General features: G+C 67.2%; 17 protein-coding genes. 12 read left to right on the top strand and 5 right to left on the bottom strand.

The genetic code is table 11. The features are described from left to right. Positions 1 to 111 precede the first annotated feature (111 nt). Positions 112 to 393 carry a hypothetical protein gene (locus B9C43_RS11000; RefSeq protein ID WP_033389705.1) on the top strand — a complete coding sequence of 94 codons (282 nt, stop codon included), beginning with the start codon at positions 112 to 114 and terminating at the stop codon, positions 391 to 393. A 223-nt stretch (positions 394 to 616) separates the two neighbouring features. Here B9C43_RS11000 and B9C43_RS10995 read toward each other — a convergent pair whose 3' ends face one another. Together B9C43_RS10995 and B9C43_RS10990 are read right to left on the bottom strand one after the other, a co-directional pair. Then, the gene (locus tag B9C43_RS10995; RefSeq protein ID WP_143446278.1) at positions 617 to 1,618 is read right to left on the bottom strand and encodes a hypothetical protein; all 1,002 of its coding nucleotides are present in this window, start codon (positions 1,616 to 1,618) and stop codon (positions 617 to 619) included. Between the two features lie 108 nt (positions 1,619 to 1,726). Continuing rightward, positions 1,727 to 2,746, bottom strand: a complete 1,020-nt coding sequence (locus tag B9C43_RS10990) for a hypothetical protein (protein ID WP_084425926.1) — start codon at positions 2,744 to 2,746, stop codon at positions 1,727 to 1,729. 69 nt (positions 2,747 to 2,815) lie between these two features. Here B9C43_RS10990 and B9C43_RS10985 point away from each other — a divergent pair, with 69 nt between their 5' ends. The 7 genes from B9C43_RS10985 to secA all read left to right on the top strand — a co-directional run bounded on the left by B9C43_RS10985 (position 2,816) and on the right by secA (position 13,189). After that, a complete protein-coding gene (locus B9C43_RS10985; protein ID WP_084425924.1) occupies positions 2,816 to 3,448 on the top strand; it encodes a dTMP kinase in 633 nt (210 codons plus the stop codon). Between the two features lie 280 nt (positions 3,449 to 3,728). Beyond that, positions 3,729 to 4,406, top strand: a complete 678-nt coding sequence (gene mtrA / locus B9C43_RS10980) for an MtrAB system response regulator MtrA (RefSeq protein WP_033392556.1) — start codon at positions 3,729 to 3,731, stop codon at positions 4,404 to 4,406. Positions 4,407 to 4,416: 10 nt separating this feature from the next. Continuing rightward, the gene (gene mtrB, locus B9C43_RS10975) at positions 4,417 to 6,066 is read left to right on the top strand and encodes an MtrAB system histidine kinase MtrB (protein ID WP_051897574.1); all 1,650 of its coding nucleotides are present in this window, start codon (positions 4,417 to 4,419) and stop codon (positions 6,064 to 6,066) included. Next, positions 6,063 to 7,793, top strand: a complete 1,731-nt coding sequence (locus B9C43_RS10970) for an LpqB family beta-propeller domain-containing protein (protein WP_084425922.1) — start codon at positions 6,063 to 6,065, stop codon at positions 7,791 to 7,793. Before mtrB ends, B9C43_RS10970 begins: the two co-directional genes overlap by 4 nt. A gap of 48 nt (positions 7,794 to 7,841) precedes the next feature. After that, positions 7,842 to 8,429: a ComF family protein gene (locus tag B9C43_RS10965; protein WP_084425920.1), complete on the top strand. Its 588-nt coding sequence runs from the start codon at positions 7,842 to 7,844 to the stop codon at positions 8,427 to 8,429. Between the two features lie 484 nt (positions 8,430 to 8,913). Continuing rightward, complete coding sequence (hpf, locus tag B9C43_RS10960) at positions 8,914 to 9,594, top strand: ribosome hibernation-promoting factor, HPF/YfiA family (protein WP_033392558.1); 681 nt, start codon at positions 8,914 to 8,916, stop codon at positions 9,592 to 9,594. Between the two features lie 241 nt (positions 9,595 to 9,835). Beyond that, positions 9,836 to 13,189, top strand: coding sequence for a preprotein translocase subunit SecA (secA, locus tag B9C43_RS10955; RefSeq protein ID WP_084425918.1), 3,354 nt, complete (start codon positions 9,836 to 9,838; stop codon positions 13,187 to 13,189). Here secA and B9C43_RS10950 read toward each other — a convergent pair. Next, positions 13,186 to 14,124, bottom strand: coding sequence for a LysR family transcriptional regulator (locus tag B9C43_RS10950; protein ID WP_160096476.1), 939 nt, complete (start codon positions 14,122 to 14,124; stop codon positions 13,186 to 13,188). The two genes, secA and B9C43_RS10950, sit on opposite strands and share 4 nt — an antisense overlap. A 73-nt stretch (positions 14,125 to 14,197) precedes the next feature. Here B9C43_RS10950 and B9C43_RS10945 point away from each other — a divergent pair, with 73 nt between their 5' ends. Further along, positions 14,198 to 14,974 carry an aspartate/glutamate racemase family protein gene (locus B9C43_RS10945; RefSeq protein WP_084428010.1) on the top strand — a complete coding sequence of 259 codons (777 nt, stop codon included), beginning with the start codon at positions 14,198 to 14,200 and terminating at the stop codon, positions 14,972 to 14,974. Here B9C43_RS10945 and B9C43_RS10940 read toward each other — a convergent pair. Beyond that, positions 14,971 to 15,411: an Rv3235 family protein gene (locus tag B9C43_RS10940; RefSeq protein WP_143446276.1), complete on the bottom strand. Its 441-nt coding sequence runs from the start codon at positions 15,409 to 15,411 to the stop codon at positions 14,971 to 14,973. The genes B9C43_RS10945 and B9C43_RS10940 overlap by 4 nt on opposite strands. Before the next feature lie 226 nt (positions 15,412 to 15,637). On the opposite strand from B9C43_RS10940, the gene B9C43_RS10935 reads away from it, so the two are divergent. Further along, complete coding sequence (locus B9C43_RS10935) at positions 15,638 to 15,970, top strand: hypothetical protein (RefSeq protein ID WP_084425917.1); 333 nt, start codon at positions 15,638 to 15,640, stop codon at positions 15,968 to 15,970. Between the two features lie 4 nt (positions 15,971 to 15,974). Here B9C43_RS10935 and B9C43_RS10930 read toward each other — a convergent pair whose 3' ends face one another. After that, positions 15,975 to 16,730, bottom strand: a complete 756-nt coding sequence (locus B9C43_RS10930; RefSeq protein WP_033392564.1) for a TrmH family RNA methyltransferase — start codon at positions 16,728 to 16,730, stop codon at positions 15,975 to 15,977. Between the two features lie 43 nt (positions 16,731 to 16,773). Between B9C43_RS10930 and B9C43_RS10925 the strand changes: the two genes are divergently transcribed. Next, entirely contained in the window at positions 16,774 to 18,183 is a 1,410-nt protein-coding gene (locus tag B9C43_RS10925) for a WS/DGAT/MGAT family O-acyltransferase (RefSeq protein WP_033392575.1), read from the top strand. A gap of 4 nt (positions 18,184 to 18,187) precedes the next feature. After that, entirely contained in the window at positions 18,188 to 18,679 is a 492-nt protein-coding gene (locus tag B9C43_RS10920) for a DUF6912 family protein (RefSeq protein WP_084425913.1), read from the top strand. The last annotated feature ends 3 nt before the right edge of the window (positions 18,680 to 18,682 follow it).

Raw genomic sequence — 18,682 nt, 5'->3', positions numbered from 1 at the left:
GTTTGATCGCACTGTGTTCACCAAAGCCGTGCCGGCGTGTCGATCGGCCTCCCTGCACCGGTCGACCACGCCCGGCCCGGCACGTTGAGGGCGAGAAGGGAACCCAAGCCCATGTCGGCGCTCAGGCTCACGCGGCAGCCGAAGACCCGCTCGCTAGGTCGAGCGTCGGCGTTGCCCGCGACCGCGATCCTAAGCGTCGGTCTCGCCCTCGGCACGGCCCAGCCGGCCGTCGCCGAACCGGCGCCGATGGCCAAGGTGACCGCCAGGGGTGAACGTGAGATGAGCGCCGACCAGGCGCCCGCGACACGGGAACTGCTGCTGCTTTTGGCAGCAATGGGCGGTATGGCCATCGGCGCCGGAGGCCTCACGCTGACGCGCCGAAGGCAATCGTAGATTCGGCGGATTTCACGGGAGTTGCGCGCCAGTCCGACTGTCCTATCCGGATCTTCACACGGCTGGAATCGGCAACGCCGTCCGGGCGATGCCCCAAGGAGGCATTTCCTGGTCTGCACATCCTTCAGGTGGAGGCACCCCGGAAGCGCGGTATTACCAGTTCGCCGTCAACCCATAAGTGAGCGGCCGGTGGCTCTCACAAAGCCACCGGCCACCAAGTGTTTTACTGCTCGGTCCAGCGCATGGCCCAGGTGCCGTTGCCGAGACCGACGACCATGCCGTTGTCGTTGACGGCGTCGGCGACGTAGCCGCTGGTGTCCGAAGGCCCAGTGGTCGGCAGAGTCGTCAGAGTGCCGTCCGGTGCCCACTTCGCTGCCAGGCCACGGTCTTGAGCGTCGTCCGTGCTGCCGACGACGGTGCCGTCCGCGCTGATGGCGTTGCCTTCGCTGTCCAATGTGGTCAAGCTTGGCAGGACCGTGACGGATCCGTCTTCGGCCCAGCGCAGTGCGGACCGTTGGGTGTAGGGCTGTCCAGGCGCCTGGACCGTGGCTGTGCCGCTGATCTGACCGGCGTCGTTGATGCCCGTCGCCTTGATGGTGTAGACCGCGCCGGGTGGATAGGCCAGATCGGTCACCGTTCCGTCCGGGTTCCACCGCACGGCCCGAACTCCCACGTTCGGGTTGAAGACCTCGCCGACAACCGCGCCCGCCGCGTTGATCCCGTACGCGGCACTGCTCGCGTCGTCCATTGACATCGGCAGGATTTGGGCTGTCCCGTCGATGTTCCAGCGGACCGCCACCTGGCCACGTCCGCTGCGGTCCTCGCAATCCCCGACAACGACACCACTGTCGTTGACTGCCCTCGCCGTGCAGTACTCGCGCACGCTCGGCAGGAGCGTGGCGGTGCCGTCAGGCGCCCACCGGGCGGCCTTGATTCCCTTTTCCCCGACGACAATTCCGGTGTCGGAGATCGCCCTGGCGATGGCGCTGCGGTCGATTTCCGTCGCCGAGCCGTCCGGTGCCCAGCGGACGGCGAGCCGGTAGTTCTGGATGTTCATCCAGCCGACCGCCACACCACTGTTGTTCACGCCGTACGCGCCGCTGTTGGTGGCGGTCGGCAGCGTCCCCAGTTTGGTGAGAACGGGCTCGGCGGCGGCAGGCGTGGCCGCTGCCAGCACCACGCCTGCCGCGCAGGCGGCGGTGAGCAGTCTTCTCCCTGCGTGCAAAGGGTTTCTCCTGTCCCCAGCGATGGATTCCCCAGTCCGGGGACAAGATTAACCCGGCGGTCTTCGAAGACCGTGCCGCTCAGCGGGTTTCAGCGGTGGCTGAAAGGCCTAGCGGTAGCCAGTCCAGCGCACTGCTTTCCCGGCTGACCGCCCGACGACCACCCCGTTGTCGCTGATCGCCTCGGCCATGGTGCTTTCGTCGGGATCCGGCGGGTTGATCGGGTGCAGCTCGCTGAACGTCCCGTTCACGCTCCACCGTGCGCCGAGTTGACGACGGTCGTCCGTGACCACGTTGCCGACGACAGTGCCGTCCTCGTTGATGCCCGCGCCACTGGCGAGTGGCGTTGTCGAGCCGGGTGCGGCGCCAAGGTTGGTCATGGTCCCGTATTCCGTCCAACGGACCGCGTACTGCTTGTTGCCGTGCGGCGGCAGGCCGTCGGAGATGTTGACTTGGCCGGCCACCTCGCCCTTGTCGTTGATTCCGAAGGCCTGGCCCGGCAGTCCGCCAAGGCGGCTGACTGTCCCATAGCGGTCCCACTTCACCGGGTAGCGCAAGAAATTGTCTACTTCGGACCATCCGACCGCGGTGCCGTTCGCGTTGACGTCCGTGACGCGTGCCCGGACATCACCAGGCAACGGTGCCAGGCGAATGACCTGGCCGTCCGGTGCCCAGAGGTACGTGTTCTCGGTCCAGCTACATGTCCCGACAACGCCTCCTGTGTCGTGGGCGGCGCGAGCCCAACAGGTGACCTCGTCCGCGGGGAGGGGCAGTTCGGTGATCGTGCCGTCCGGCGCCCACCGCACCGGTCGGTCGCCGCTCCCGCCCACCACCGTGCCGGATGTGGTGATTCCGGTGGCAAAGCCCGTTGTCTGGCCGGGCGGCAGGCCGAGTGCGGTCACGTCGCCATTCGGCGCCCACCGAACGGGACGTCTATCGGTGTGCCCGCTCTTGTACGACGCGCCGACGGCCACCCCACTGGCGTTGATGTCCTCGACTTCGGCGATCGGATCGCCGGGCAACGGAACGAGCAGGCCCACGATCCGGCCTGTCTGAGCCGATGCGGGCGCGACTGCGATCGCTGCGAGCGCGACTGCTCCGATGATGAGCAGCCGTCTTTTGCCGTTCATGACTACCTCCCCAGATGAACATGAGACGTGCTGTGAGGTACACGCACCTACTCGACGTAGGGTTGCCGCGTGGGTCGACTTGTGGTCATCGAAGGTCTCGACGGGTCAGGCAAACGCACCTTGGGCGCCGCACTCGTCGAAGCGTTCCAGCGGCGTGGCGCCAAAGTCGCGCAGCACGCGTTCCCGCGCTACGGCGAAAGCGTGCATGCCGACCTGGTGAGCGACGCGCTGCACGGACGTCTGGGCGACGTCGCCGACTCGGTGCACGGCATGGCTGTCCTCTTCGCACTCGACCGTCACGGCGCGCGTGAGCAGCTGCTGCGAGACCTCGAGAACTACGACATCGTGCTCGTCGACCGGTACATCGCCTCGAACGCCGCCTACCAGGCCGCACGGCTGCACCAGGACGAGCACGGCGAGATCGTCGAGTGGATCCGTCAGCTCGAAGTGGACCGGCTCGGCCTGCCCGTACCGGACCGCCAGCTGCTCCTGCGGGTTCCGGTCGACCTGGCCGCGACCCGTGCCGCGACCCGCGACCGGGTCAGGGACACGTACGAAAAGGACGGCGGGCTGCAGACCCGCTGCGCCGCCCTCTACGACGGGCTGGCCCGGATCGGCTGGCTGGCGCCGTGGCTGGTGCTCGACGGCCGCACCGACCAGGACTTCGACCAGCTCAGCAAGGCACTCGTGGCCGACGCGTAACGCTGCTGCCCGCTGGTGCGGATACGACACCATCCATCTGTGCATCGGCTTGGTCGCGCCGGTCATTTACGCCACGCAACACGCCCGACGCCGCCCCGACCACGGCGGCAAGCAGGCATTGAGCGGTGTCGGCTGCGTGGGGCGGGGTGGAAATGATTGGCTTTGGCGACCAAGCCCGTCCGAGCGGAGCGAGGACATTGAATGGAGTGAACGGGTGATACAGCGGCAAGATCAGCGGGTTGCGCACGGTCCCGGCGGGGAAAGTGCGACGATGGGGGGCATGAAGGCACGCGTGCTGGTTGTGGACGACGACCCGGCCCTCGCCGAGATGCTGACGATCGTGCTCCGCGGTGAAGGGTTCGACACCGCGGTCGTGGCCGACGGCTCCCGCGCGCTCCCCGCGCTGCGCGAGCTCAAGCCCGACCTGGTGCTGCTCGACCTGATGCTGCCCGGCATGAACGGCATCGACGTCTGCAAGGCGATCAGAGCCGAGTCGGGAGTCCCGATCGTCATGCTGACCGCCAAGAGCGACACCGTCGACATCGTGCTGGGCCTCGAGTCCGGCGCGGACGACTACGTGGTCAAACCGTTCAAGCCCAAGGAGCTGGTGGCCAGGGTGCGGGCGCGGATGCGCCGCACCGAGTCCGAGCCCGCCGAGGTGCTGGCGATCGGCGATCTGACCATCGACGTACCCGGCCACGAGGTCACCCGCGAGGGCAAGGCGATCCAGCTGACTCCGCTGGAGTTCGACCTGCTGGTCGCGCTGGCCCGCAAACCGCGCCAGGTGTTCACCCGCGAGGTCCTGCTCGAGCAGGTGTGGGGCTACCGGCACGCGGCGGACACCAGGCTGGTGAACGTGCACGTCCAGCGGCTGCGCTCGAAGGTCGAGAAGGACCCGGAGCACCCCGAGGTCGTGCTGACGGTCAGGGGCGTGGGGTACAAGGCGGGGCCTCCGTGATACTGGGCCCATGAGGCGTTTTTTCGCGCGGTCCAGCCGGTTGGTGATCCGGCAGCTGGGCCGCGCGGTGGCGTTCGGCCGCGAGCGGGCCGTCGCGTTCAGTGAGCTGTGGCGGCGTTCGCTGCAGGTCAGGGTCGTGGTGAGCACGCTCGCGCTGTCGTCGGCGGTGGTGTTCGTGCTGGGCATGGTCCTGCAGAACCAGATCACCGACCGGCTGCTGTCGTCGAAGCAGGAAGCCGCGATCGCCGAGACGCATGCCGCGGTGGCCACCGCCAACCGCGAGCTGCTCGGCGTGAACGTGCTGTCCGACGGCTTCCGCGAGCGTCTCAGCGGCGCGGTCAACAAGCTGTCCAGTTCGTCGGCGGACGAGGAGGGCACCGAGACGGTCGCGGGCGCGTTCGACCCGATCATCGCCTACGACGGCAGGGGCGTCCCGGACAGCATCCAAGCCGGCTCGAACTACTCCGACGTGCCGGAGTCGCTGCGCGCGTTCGTGCAGAACGGCCAGCTGGCGCGCCAGATCGCCACGGTCGACCGCGGCGGCGCGCGCACCACGTTCCTGTTCGTCGGGGCGCCGGTGACCAGCGCGAACCGGCCGTTGCAGCTCTACCTGCTGTTCCCGTTGACCGCCGAGCAGAACACCATCAGCGTCGTGCAGAGCACGCTGGTCGTCGGCGGGCTCGTGCTGCTGGTGCTGCTGGCGGGCGTCGCCAACCTGGTGACCAGGCAGGTCGTCCGGCCGGTCCGGCGAGCGGCCGAGGCCGCGGAACGGTTCGCCACAGGTGAGCTGGACGAACGCATGGCCGTGGTCGGCGAGGACGACGTGGCCAAGCTCGCCGAGTCGTACAACCAGATGGCCGAGAGCATCAAGTACCAGATCCGGCAGCTTGAGGAGTTCGGCCAGCTGCAACGCCGGTTCACCTCGGACGTCTCGCATGAGCTGCGTACCCCGTTGACGACCGTGCGGATGGCCGCGGACGTGCTGCACGCCTCGCGCGCCCAGTTCCCCGCCGGGCTGGCCCGGTCGACCGAGCTGCTGGTGGACGAGCTGGACCGGTTCGAATCGCTGCTCGGCGACCTGCTGGAGATCTCCCGGCTGGACGCGGGCGTCGAGGAACTCGTCGCCGAGGTCACCGACGTCCGCGCGATCGCCAAGCGGGCGCTGGACTCGGTGCGGGTGGTCGCGGAGAACGCGGGCAGCCGGATCGAACTCGAACTGCCCGCCGCGGCCGCGACCGCCGAGGTCGACGCGCGCCGGATCGAACGGATCCTGCGCAACCTGCTGGCCAACGCGGTGGACCACGGCGAAGGCCACCCGGTCCGGCTCAGGCTGGCGTTCAACGACTCCACGCTCGCCGTGACCGTCCGGGACTACGGCGTCGGCCTGCGGCCCGGCGAGGCCGACCTGGTGTTCAACCGGTTCTGGCGCGCCGACCCGTCCCGTAACCGCCACACCGGCGGCACCGGCCTCGGCCTGGCGATCAGTGTCGAGGACGCGCGGCTGCACGGCGGCCGCCTTGAAGCGTGGGGCGAGCCGGGGCTTGGCGCGAACTTCCGTTTGTTGTTGCCCCGTCAGCAAGACGTCGAGCTGGGCGAGAGCCCGCTGCCGTTGCGGCCGGACGACGACGTACCCGCCGAACCACTGGAGGAGGTCCGGTGATCCACCGGCTGATCGTGGCTTTGGGCTGTGTGCTGCTGGTCGCGTCCTGCGCCAACATTCCCGAGCAGACCAACGCCTACGTCATCCAGAGTTCCGCGTCGCAGCCACAGCAGAAGGTCCAGCTGCCCGACCGCGACGCCGATCCGATCATGGTCGTGCGCCGGTTCATCGAGGCGAGCGGCGACACCGCGGTGGCCGAGGCGTATCTGACCGAAGAGGCGAAACGCCTGTGGCGCCCGGACAACCAGCCGGCCATCGTCGAGGACGACTTCAGCACGGTGCCCAAGACGCAGGGCATGGAGTCCGATCCGGACACCGCCAGCGTCGAGGTGAAGTCGACGACCAAGGGAAGGCTGGACTCGCGCAAGTCGTTCCACGTCCAGGTCGGCCAGCAGAGCGGGATCGTCAAGCTGGTGCGCCAGGACGGCCAGTGGCGCATCAGCGAGACGCCGAACAACGGCCTGATCATCCCGATCTCGGCGTTCAACAACTACTACCGGCCGGTGAAGCTCTACTTCTACGACGCGTCAAGGGAAGTCCCGGTCCCCGACCAGCGCTACCTGCCCGGCACCCCGCGGCCGTCGCCGAGCGACATCGTCAGCCTGCTCCTGCAAGGCCCTGCGACGGTGCTGCAGGGCGCGGTCCGCAGCGCCTTACCTTCGTCAGCGGTGCAACGCACGAACGTGACATCGTCGTCGCGCGATGGCGCGACCGTCGTGAACCTCGGCATGCTCGGCAATCTGACCATTGAGGACAAACGCGCGATCGCCACACAGATCGTGCTGTCCCTGCAGGACGTCCCGACGACAACGGTCCGGTTGCAGGTCGAAGGCATGCCCCTGGTGCCCGACCAGCCGGACTGGAAGGTCAGCGACATCCAGCCCGACAGCGACCGCACGACGCCACGAGCCCAGCTGACCGGGATGATGGTGGTCGGAAACCGGGTGAAGGACCTGCGCGACGGCAAGCCGATCACCAACCCGGCAGGAACCGGCGAGTACCGCGTGGAAAGCGCGGCCCAATCAGTCGACGGCTCACAGTTGGCGGTCGTCGAACGCCTCAACAGCGGCCAGCTGCAACTGCGGGTCGGCGGGCTCAACGAAGGCCTGCGCCAGATCGAGCAGCGGACCGCGACCGAGATGACCCGGCCGACCTGGCAATACCCGGTGGCGTCGAACGAAATCGGCAACGAGGTCTGGGTCGTCGCGGACGGCACGATCATCCGAGCCGTGCGCAACCGCGAGGGAACCTGGCTGCCGCTGCCGGTCAACCAGGCCGAGATCGACAGGTACGGCAAGATCACCGAACTGCGCCTGTCCCGCGACGGCGTCCGTGTCGCGGTCGTGGCCGACGGCAAACTCCTCGTCGGCGCCGTCGTGCGGTCCACGGGCTCCACGGACGTCGCGATCTCCGCGCCGAAGCAGCTGCTGCCGTCGATCACGAACGTCGTCGGTGTCGACTGGCTCGACCCGAGCAGGCTCGTCGTCGCCACGAACACGCCGACCGGCCCGGTCTGGCAGGTCCCGGTCGACGGGATCCAGGCGCAGCGCTACAACCTCGCGAACCTGACTTTGCCGCTCTCGTCGATCACGGCAGCGCCCAGCCGCCAGATCGTCGTGACGGACGCCGTGGGGATGTGGACGGCGTCGGACATCGGCCAGGTCTGGCTCCCGCACCCGCAAAGCCAGGCCCAAGGCCCGACCGCGCGCCCGTTCTATCCCGGCTGACCAGCCAAGCGCCGGAAACTGTCGGTGGGGTGTGGGATCTTCTGATCCGTGCTTCGGGCGTTGCTGGAACTGCTGGTGCCGTCGTGCTGCGCGGGGTGCGGCGAACCCGGCGACGCCCTCTGCGCCCGATGCAAGATCAGCATGACTGGCCTCAAACCTGTGCGCCGCGCGCATGAGACGCCTCCGATATATGCGCTGGCGGAATACGAAGGCGCGGCAAGAAGGGCAGTGATCGCGTACAAGGAGCGCGGCCGCAGAGAACTCGCGGCCCACTTCGGAAGCGTGCTCACCGAAGCGCTGACCGATCTGCCGAAGGCCGCGCTGGTCCCGGCGCCGTCGAGACCAGCCGCGATCCGCAAACGCGGCTACGACCACATGCGCCTGGTCGCCGACCACACGGCCGCCACCGTCCGCCCGGTGTTGAAGCTCGACCGGAGGGCCAAGGACTCCGTGGGGCTCGATCCCGACGAGCGGGTGCTGAACCTCGCGGGCCGGCTGATTTCCGAGCCGATCGCCGGTGCGGTGATCTTGATCGATGATGTTGTCACCACCGGAGCCACTGCTACGGCCTGTTGCAGGGCGCTCACCAGGGCGGGAGCCGACGTCGCCGCCGTTGTGGCGCTGACTGCTACCTAGATCGGCTGCATACCCCCACATGGATGAATCCTGGCAGGGAACCAAGATCGGCTTCCGGCCGTTGAAACGGTATGGAACGCCGGGATGAACAGCCGGTGGGCCCGTTGGAGGGACAGCGGGACCCATCCGAGCCAGCCCGGACAGCGACTGTGCTGGGCCGATCGCTCCTCCACAAGGGTGAAGACCGCCCTCGTCGTGTGGACTCTCCGCCAACACTCCGGTATCACGACGGGCCTTTTGCTGTGCTCAGCGTCACTCTCCGTCGCGGCGCGAGTTCGCCCGCCATGGGGACTGTTGCTGAACCGCAACCCGGGCTAACGTGCAGCGCTATCAGCCCCGGCATGAGGGAGGAGGCGATCAGCCCATGACCCTGGCGCCGGCGGGGAGTTGAGCCTCACAGAGGCAACGGCTCAGCTCGGCAGGACCCCGGACGCCATGTTTTCGCCGATCAAATGGCTCGCAGAAAACAGCGAGGAGGTCGTGTATGGACATCGTCGTTAAGGGGCGCAACGTCGAAGTGCCCGATCATTACCGGGTACACGTTTCGGACAAGCTCGCCCGGCTGGAGCGGTACGACAAGAAGGTCATCCGCTTCGATGTTGAGTTGTTCCATGAGCCCAACCGCAGGCAGATGAAGAACTGCCAGCGAGTGGAGATCACCGCCAAGGTCCGCGGACCCGTCGTCCGCTCCGAGGCCTGCGCGGGCGACTTCTACGCCGCGCTCGACTCCGCGGTGAACAAGCTCGAGAACCGGCTGCGCAGACTGCATGACCGCAGGCGCGTGCACCACGGGCGACGTAGCCCGGCCTCAGTGGCGGAGGCGACTGCCTCGCCAGCGATCGGCTCCGTTGACGCTGCGCCGGAACTGCGCGCGCGCAACATGACCAACAGCCAGCGTGCCGCGCAGACCGCGCTGCTGGAAGCGCCGGAGTACGAGGGTGTCGTACCCGAGCAGCGTTGGGACGACGGTCTGGAAGAACCCAGGCCAGGTCGCATCGTGCGGGAAAAGGAGCACCCCGCGACTCCGATGAGCGTTGACCAGGCCCTTTACCAGATGGAACTGGTCGGGCACGACTTCTACCTCTTCTTCGACGCCGACGCAGGCCGGCCGAGCGTGGTCTACCGCCGCAAGGGCTTCGACTACGGCGTCATCAGAATGTCCTAGGACCTCACAGATAAGGGAGGACGCCCCGGTTGCCAGCGGCTTCCGGGGCGTTCTTGTATGTGTGGGGGAGCGAAGACGAATAACACCGCCTCGGGAACCCCTCGGCTTCCGAGGCGTTGTTCTATGAGGAGCACGGTCAGGACGCATGGCCGTGCATCGCGTCATGCGCGTTCCCTACGATGGGGGAGAGATGCCCCCGTCGGCGGGCGCACAGTCGATCACGTTATGAGGTCAAGGCAACATGGTGCTGGGTCGGATACTTCGTGCGGGCGAGGGTAAGACGCTCAAGCGCTTGCGCAACATCAAAGACCACATCAACGCCCTCGAAGAGGACGTCGTCGACCTCACTGATGACGAACTGCGCGCCAAAACCGCCGAGTTCAAGAGCCGGTTCCAAGAGGGCGAGGACCTCGACGACCTGCTGCCCGAGGCGTTCGCGGTGGTAAGGGAGGCCGCCAAGCGGGTGCTCAACCAGCGGCACTACGACGTCCAGATCATGGGTGGCGCCGCACTGCACCTCGGCATGGTCGCCGAGATGAAGACCGGTGAGGGCAAGACGCTGACCTGTGTGCTGCCCGCGTACCTCAACGCGATCGCCGGTCGCGGCGTGCACGTCGTCACCGTCAACGACTACCTGGTCGAACGTGACGCGGAGTGGATGGGCCGGGTGCACCGGTTCCTGGGGCTCACGGTGGGCACCATCCTGTCGGAGAAGGCGCCCGAGCAGCGCCGCGAGGCCTACCAGGCCGACATCACCTACGGCACGAACAACGAGTTCGGCTTCGACTACCTGCGCGACAACATGGCGCTGAGCATCGACGACTGCGTGCAGCGCGAGCACTACTACGCCATCGTCGACGAGGTCGACTCGATCCTGATCGACGAGGCCCGGACGCCGTTGATCATCTCCGGCCCGGCCGACCAGTCGTCGCGCTGGTACCAGGAGTTCGCTCGCTTGGCGCCGCTGATGCGCCGCGACATCCACTACGAGGTCGACGAGCGCAAGCGCACGGTCGGCGTGACCGAGGCCGGCGTCGCGCTGGTCGAGGACCAGCTGGGCATGGAGAACCTGTACGAGTCGGCGAACACGCCGCTGGTCGGGTACCTGAACAACGCGCTGAAGGCCAAGGAGCTGTTCAAGCGCGACAAGGACTACATCGTCCGCAACGGCGAGGTCCTGATCGTCGACGAGTTCACCGGCCGTGTGCTGGCCGGCCGCCGCTACAACGAGGGCATGCACCAGGCGATCGAGGCCAAGGAGAAGGTCGAGATCAAGGCCGAGAGCCAGACCTTCGCCACGATCACCCTGCAGAACTACTTCCGGCTCTACGAGAAGCTCGCCGGCATGACCGGTACCGCCCAGACCGAGGCGGCCGAGCTGCACCAGACCTACAAGCTGCCGGTGGTGCCGATCCCGCCGAACAAGCCGAACGTCCGCAAGGACCACCCGGACCTGATCTACAAGACCGAGCAGGCCAAGTTCGAGGCGGTCGCCGAGGACATCGCCGAGCGGCACGAGAAGGGCCAGCCGGTGCTGGTCGGCACCACGAGCGTCGAGCGCTCCGAGTACCTGTCGAAGCTGTTGCTCAAGATGGGCATCCCGCACGAGGTCCTGAACGCCAAGAACCACAAGCGCGAGGCCGCGATCATCGCCCAGGCCGGTCAGAAGGGCGCGGTCACGATCGCGACCAACATGGCCGGTCGTGGTACCGACATCGTCCTCGGTGGTGGCGAGATCCACGTCGAGCACGACGAGGAAGTGCCGGAGGAGGAGCGCGAAGGCGACCTCGCCGGTGACCCGGCGCACGTCCAGGCGCACCGCATCGCGACCGAGCGTGCCGAGGAGAAGGCGCGTGCGACGGCCGAGCGCAACACCAAGCCGATCGCCACGGACGCTCAGGAAGAGGCCCTGGGCAACCTCGGCAGGACGCTGCGCGAGATCTTGAACGCGACCGACGCCGTGGCCGAGCAGAAGGCGCTGGCGGCTCGCGCCGGTGGCTCGGGCAAGGTCGAGGAGATCTACTTCAAGCGCCGCGACACCGCGTTCGACCAGCTGGTGTTGAAGGTCCGTGACGGCGTCGACCGCGTCCTGCGCAAGCACGCCGACGTGCCAACCGAAGGCATCGCCGACAAGGCCGCCGACGAGGCGCTGACCGTGGTGAAGAAGCAGACCGAGCGTTCCTCCAAGCGCGACCGCGGTGTCGATGAGGAGCAGCGCGAGGCCAAGCTGGAGCAGGCCGTGGGCGCGGCCGTGTACGACGTCGTGCATACCGCGCTGTACGACAAGCAGTTCCAGGCCGTGCGCGGCAGCCTGTTCGACCAGAAGGTCTACGACGCGACCTACGCGGAGGCGTACGAGACCGCGAGCGCGTCACACAACGAGATCGCGGAACTCGGCGGTCTGTACGTGCTCGGCACGGAGCGGCACGAGTCCCGTCGTATCGACAACCAGCTGCGTGGTCGGTCCGGCCGTCAGGGTGACCCGGGTGAGTCGCGGTTCTACCTGTCGCTCGGCGACGAGCTCATGCGGCGCTTCAACGCCGTGATGGTCGAGCGCGTGATGACGACGCTGCGCGTGCCGGACGACATGCCGATCGAGGCCAAGATGGTCACGCGCGCGATCAAGAGCGCGCAGACCCAGGTCGAGCAGCAGAACTTCGAGATCCGCAAGAACGTCCTGAAGTACGACGACGTGATGAACGAGCAGCGCAAGGTGATCTACGCCGAGCGCCGCAAGATCCTCGAAGGCGACGACGTGCGTCCCGAGGTCGAGCGGATGATGCGGGACGTCATCTCCGACTACATCGACCAGGAGACGTCCGAGGGCTACGCCGAGGACTGGGACCACAAGCGGTTGTGGAGCGCGTTCAAGCAGCTCTACCCGATCAAGGTGACCTGGGAAGAGCTCGCCGAGGACGACGAGATGGACCTGGACGCCGAGCACCTCAAGGAGGCGATCGGCGAGGACATCATGCGCGCGTACCACGAGCGCGAGGCCAGCATCGACGAACTGGCCGGCCCTGGTGCCATGCGCAACATCGAGCGGACGATCCTGCTGCAGGTGCTCGACCGCAAGTGGCGTGAGCACCTCTACGAGATGGACTACCTGAAGGAAGGCATCGGCCTGCGTGCGATGGCGCAGCGCGACCCGCTGATCGAGTACCAGCGGGAGGGCTACGACATGTTCCAGTCGATGCTCGACGGCCTGAAGGAAGAGACGGTCCAGCACCTGTTCTCGGTCCGTATCGAGGTCGAGACGCCGCCGCAGCAGCAGGTGCAACCCGCTGAGGTTCCCGCCGCCTTCGCCCGTGCCGCGGAAGCAGCCGCACAGGCCCAGGCGGACGGCAACGGCCGTCACCGCATACAGGACCCGGCCCCGCAGCCACCGCAGCCGCAGGTCCCGCCCGCCCTGCGCGGCGGAATGACCCAGCCGCAGCAGCTGAACTACAGCGGACCGGCTGAGGACGGCGGCGTCGAGTCCCACACCGAGGGCGCCGACGGCGCCGGCGGCGGCTCGCAGTCCGGCACCCGCCGTGAGCGCCGGGCGGCCGCACGCGCCAACGCCAAGAAGGGCCGCAAGGGCCCTCGCCGCTAATCCGTTCGATCCTGATGGGGCGGTCCTGACCAGGGCCGCCCCATCGGCATGTGCAGGGCCGTGGACGCCAGCCGCGTCAGCGCGTTGAGCAGGTCCTGAGCGGAGGCCGGGATGGCGCGCTTGGCTGGAAGTGAGACTGCGACCTCGCGGTACAGGGGTGGGGCCAGCGGAAGCACGACGATGTCGGGTCGACGGTGGGCGGCGAGGGAAAGGCCAGGGAGGATGGCCACGCCTTGGCCGGCCGCCACCATCGCCTGCATCAGCACGTAGTCGTCGGTCACCTGATGGTGCAGCACGGGCCGGAACGACTCGCGTGCGCAGTGACGGACGAACCGTTCCTGGCAGACAGGGCATCCGGCGATGACCGTGGTCGAGCCGAAATCCTGCACGGCTATGGCTTCCTGCGACGCCAGAGCACGCGCACGGGGCACCGCGACCAGGACAGGATCACGTCCGAGGATCGTCGCGCCCCGCGGTGGTTCGTCGTGGAACGTGATCGCTACATCGACCGACCCGTCTGCCAGCGCCGCAAGGGCCTCGGGTGGTTCTGCCTGTCGCACATCGACCTGGGTGCCGGTGAGCGAGGTGATGGCGTCGACAAGCAGGGTGGCGCACGCGGTCGGGAACGCAGCCACCCGAAGCCTTGGTGCGTGGCCACGTGCCAGATCAGGCAGACAGTCCCTGGCGGAGGTCAGAGAGGCGGTGATCTCGGCGGCGTGACGGCCGAGAACCTCTCCGGCCGCGGTGAGCCGGACTCCGCGCCCATGCCGTTCGACCAGGACACACCCGGCCGACCGTTCGAGCCGCTTCACGTGTTGGCTGATCGCCGGATGCGTCCAGCCGAGTTCCCGTGCCGCGGCGGACATCGACCCGGTGCGCTCGATGAGGTGGAGTACGACAAGGCTCCGTGGATCGAGGTCGAGCAGCGGCCGCATGTCATGAATAGTGACAGGTGCCGTCACCAATTCGCTCTTTTTCTTACAGATCCAGCTGGCCACTGTAGGAGGCATGGAACTGATCGGAGTCATCGGCGGCATGAGCTGGGAGTCGACGGCGGAGTACCTGCGCCTGCTGAACGAAGGCGTGCGGACACGGCTCGGCGGGCTGCATTCGGCCCGGCTGCGAGTGGCCACAGTGGACTTCGCGCCGATCGCCCGAATGCAAGCAGACGGCGATTGGTCCAGCGCAGCACAAGTGCTCGCACAGGAGGCCAAATCGCTGGAAGCCTCGGGAGCACGGTTCGTCCTGATCGCAACGAACACGATGCACAAGGTCTACGACTCGGTCGCCGCCGCCGTCACAATCCCGGTACTGCACCTCGGCGACGTCACTGCCGACGCGGTCAACGCCGCCGGTGTGACCCGAGTGGGTTTGCTGGCGACGAAGTACACGATGGAGGAATCCTTCTACCGCGACCGGCTCGCGATGCATGGCATCAAAGCACTCGTCCCAGACGAGACGGACCGGCGCGTGGTGCAACGGATCATCTACGACGAGCTGTGCGTCGGAAAGGTCGAGTCCTCATCCCGAGATCGACTGCTTGACGTTGCCCGATCGCTTGTCGCCGACGGAGCCGAGGGCATCGTGCTGGGCTGCACGGAGCTGGAACTCAGCATCAGCCAGGAGCACCTCGACGTCCCGGTCTTCCCGACCACCACCCTGCACTGCGAGGCCGCACTCGACATCGCCCTCGGAGGGCAGGAGGCCGCGCCGAGGACTCTGTCGCCGATTAGAACCGCAGGTCAAAGGCTCCGGGGAACCACCCCGCCGAGGCCGCAGACCTAGCGCAGGATGCGGAAGTACACGCAACACCACCTCCCGTCGCGAAGCTCGAAGCGACAAGCCAGCGCATGAGCCCGTCTCTCCCGAACTCCGTGATGAGCCGTCTCCACAAGCCCGCAAGCCTCGACAACCTCCACAGCCGGTTGGCTGCAATGGATCGAGGACAGCTGGTAGCGGATTCCCACCGGCGGTGTTGTCCGTAGCCGGGTGACGGTCGCCTGATAGACGGACTCAGCCACCAGTGCTGTCAGGTGCCCAAGTGGTCTGCGGCCGTCCAGCACTTCGAGGATCTTGGTCACCATCGGCGTGAACTGGGCGTTGTCCGGGGCGGCCTGCGGTTGTACGACTGGCGGCGCGGGCGTCGGGCGTGGGGCTGGTTTGAGGATCTGGCCGCGGATCGGCTCGTAGGTGTGCAGCGGTCGGAGGGTCGGTGCGGTCAAAGGTGTTGTCTCCCCCTGTCGGATCTTCTCGCCCAACAGAGCCGCCGGACCGTCCAACCCGGACAAGGTTCGCTCATCCGGATGACACCACTGCCGCGTCTGTAATCAGTCTTTTGGAGCAGTGAACGTCACCGGGTGCGTTTTATTTTCACTTGCCCGGTTAATTGTCAGCAATTGCTGCGCGTGGTTACGCTCGGTTCGTCATCGCTTCGAAAGGGGAGAGCAGATGCGCAGGAAATTGGCTGCTTTAGTTGCCTCTGTCATTTCCGTCGGAACCATCATGATCGGCTTGCCGGCGTCCGCACGGGATCTGCCGCCGCCGTACTGTGATGCCTACAGATACAGCATCCTCGCCGGTCAGGGCATATCCGTGTTCTGCGACTATTTGCCGTACCCACCCTATCTATATCGGGTGGTCGCGCACTGCGCCGCGGGTTCTTCTTTCTGGTACGAACTGGGCTATTGGGTTGAGCCTGGTTTTGGTCCGTCCAGTGCGGAATGTCAGGGCGGTTTGCTCAGTGTCGCTCGCGTTGTCGGTTATCACGTAGACGAACGCTAATATATTAATATGTCGCCGGGTCGCGGCGGAGGTGTTCGAAACACAGCACTGCCGCCGCGCTCGCCACGTTCAGTGATTCCACGCCACCGCGCATCGGGATCGACACCCACGAAGTCACGTGCGAGGCCACTTCCTCGCTGACTCCGGCCGTTTCGCTGCCCAGGACGAACGCGACCCGGGACGGCAGATCGGCGGAGAACAGCGACGCCGGCGCGTCCGCGGCCAAACCGAAGATCGGGTATCCCGCCGAACGCAGCTCCGACGCGGCCTCGGCAGCCGTGCCGCAGCGCAGCACGGGCGCGTGGAAAGCAACTCCAGCGGAGGCCTTCACGACCAACGGATCGATAGACGCGACCCCGCGCCGCGGCACGACGATCCCGCCCATCCCGGCGGCGGTCGCGGTGCGCAGGATCATGCCCACGTTCGCGGGCGTCGTAATCCCGTCAAGCAACAGCACGCCGCGCGGCGGCCGTGGCCCGGACAACGCGTCCGAAAGCAGCTTCATCCGCGGCGCGACGACGTCAGCCAGCACGCCTTGGTCCTGCTTGCCGTTGCCGGCCAGGACCTTGACACGGTGCGCCGACGCGCGTTGCACCTCGACGCCCCGCTCGGCGGCGGCGTCGAGGATCTCGCGCGCGGCTGGGCCGCGCGCGGTGTCGGCAAGGACGACCTTGTCCACTTGCAGCGTCGCGTCGCCGAGCGCCTCCAGCACCGGCTTGCGGCCGTACACAGTGACGAATCTGTCCTTGGGTGAAGCCATGCGGGCAGAATCCCATGGCGTACACATGTGCGACGATCAGGGCATGCCGGATCGCCTGTCTGCGGTGGACGCGTCGTTCATCTACCTGGAGGACCAGGCGACGCCGATGCACGTCGGCGGGGTCGCCGTGTTCCGTCGGCCGCGTGGCGGGTTCGACTACGACGAGCTGGTCAGGATCATCGAGCAGCGGCTGGACCTGATCCCGCGCTACCGCCAGCGGGTGGTGTCCGTGCCGGGTCACCTGGCCAGGCCGGTGTGGGTGGACGACGCCGACTTCGACCTGACGTATCACGTGCGGCGTTCGGCGCTGCCGCGTCCGGGCAACGACGACCAATTGCACGACCTGGTCGCACGGCTGATGTCCCGGCCGTTGGACCCGACCAGGCCGTTGTGGGAGACCTACCTGGTCGAAGGCCTCGTGAAGGGCCGGTTCGCGATCGTCACCAAGACCCATCTCGCCCTGGTCGACGGGATCGGCACGATCGACATCGGCCAGCTCATCCTGGACACGTCCCCCCAGGTCGGCCACAACAGCGACGGCGCGTGGATCCCGCAGCGCCCGCCGACGTCGACAAAACTCCTGCTCGACGCGCTCGCCGATGCCGTGCAGAGCCCGCGCGAGCTGGTCGAGAACGCCCGTGCGGCCGCAGGTGACCTGTTCTCCAGCACGCTCGTCCAGCGGATCGCCGATACGGCAGGCGGCCTGGTCACGGCGATCGGTACGGCGAGTACGGCGCCGAGCGGCCCGTTGAACGTACGAATCTCGCCGCAGCGACGGTTCGCCGTAGCGCGGACCAGCCTTGAGGACTTCCGTGCGATCCGCAACGAACACAACTGCACGGTCAACGACGCGGTCTTGGCGACGCTCGCGGGCGCGTTGCGGACGTGGCTTCTCTCGCGCGGTCAGTCGGTCACGTCGTCGACCACGCTGCGCGCGTTAGTTCCCTTAGCCGTGCGGGAAGACGAGTCTGACGAGACCGTGCCGGGGATGCTCGGAAATACGGTCACGGCCAAGCTGGTTGACCTGCCTGTGGGCGAGCCGAATGCGGTTGTGCGGTTGCACCACGTCAGCCACGCCATGCGGATCCACAACGACTCGGCGACCAAGGTCGCGGCTGGGGCGTTGCGGCGGATGAGCGGGTTCGCCCCGCCGACGTTGCACTCGCTCGGCGCACGGGCCGCGGGCTCGTTCTCCCGCAAGATCTTCAACGTGGTGATCACCAACGTGCCGGGCCCGCAGGAGTCGCTGTACGCGGGCAACGCCAAGATGATGGAGATGTTCCCGGTCGTCCCGCTGGTGCGCAACCAGGCGCTGGCGATCGGGGTCACCTCGTACGACGGTGGCGTCTACTTCGGACTCAACGGGGACCGGGGCGCCATGTCCGATGTGGACAACCTGGCCAGGATGGTCGAGGAGTCCTTGGAAGAACTGCTTTCTACGGTAAGGGTGTGAAGTCGTGCGGGTCTACCTTCCTGCCACGGTCACGATGCTGCACGAACTCAACACGGCAGGTGAGTTCAAGCCGTTGAACGGCACCGCGTTCGCGCTGACCCCCGCGTTGCGCGAGTCGTACACCGAGGGCTCCGCCGAGGACCTCGAGTACGTCGCGATGGCCGACGCGGCCCGCGCGTCGCTGCGGTTGTTGAACGCCGACCCGGAGGCGATGCGCCGCCGGGTGGTGATCGCGGCCGACGCGGACGGCGTGACCCTGCGACCCGACCTGGACCACTCGGTGGTCCGGGTGTCCGGCCCGATCCTGCTCAAGGACATCAAGGCCATCCACCTGGACGCATCCGACGCGGAGGACGCCGTGGCCAAGGCCGTCGCGGTGATTGACGCTGCGGACATGGGCGATGAGGACGCAGAATTCGTGTTGGGTGACGCCGAGGACCACGAACTGGCCTGGTACGCCACCCAGGAGCTGCCGTTCTTGCTGGAGCTGATGTAGAGG

It is taken from the genome of Kibdelosporangium aridum, assembly GCF_900176515.1.
GTDB classification, from domain to species: Bacteria; Actinomycetota; Actinomycetes; order Mycobacteriales; family Pseudonocardiaceae; genus Kibdelosporangium; species Kibdelosporangium aridum.
The sequence above is the reverse complement of the archived record's forward strand: the minus strand, read 5'-3'. Positions and strand labels throughout refer to the sequence as shown.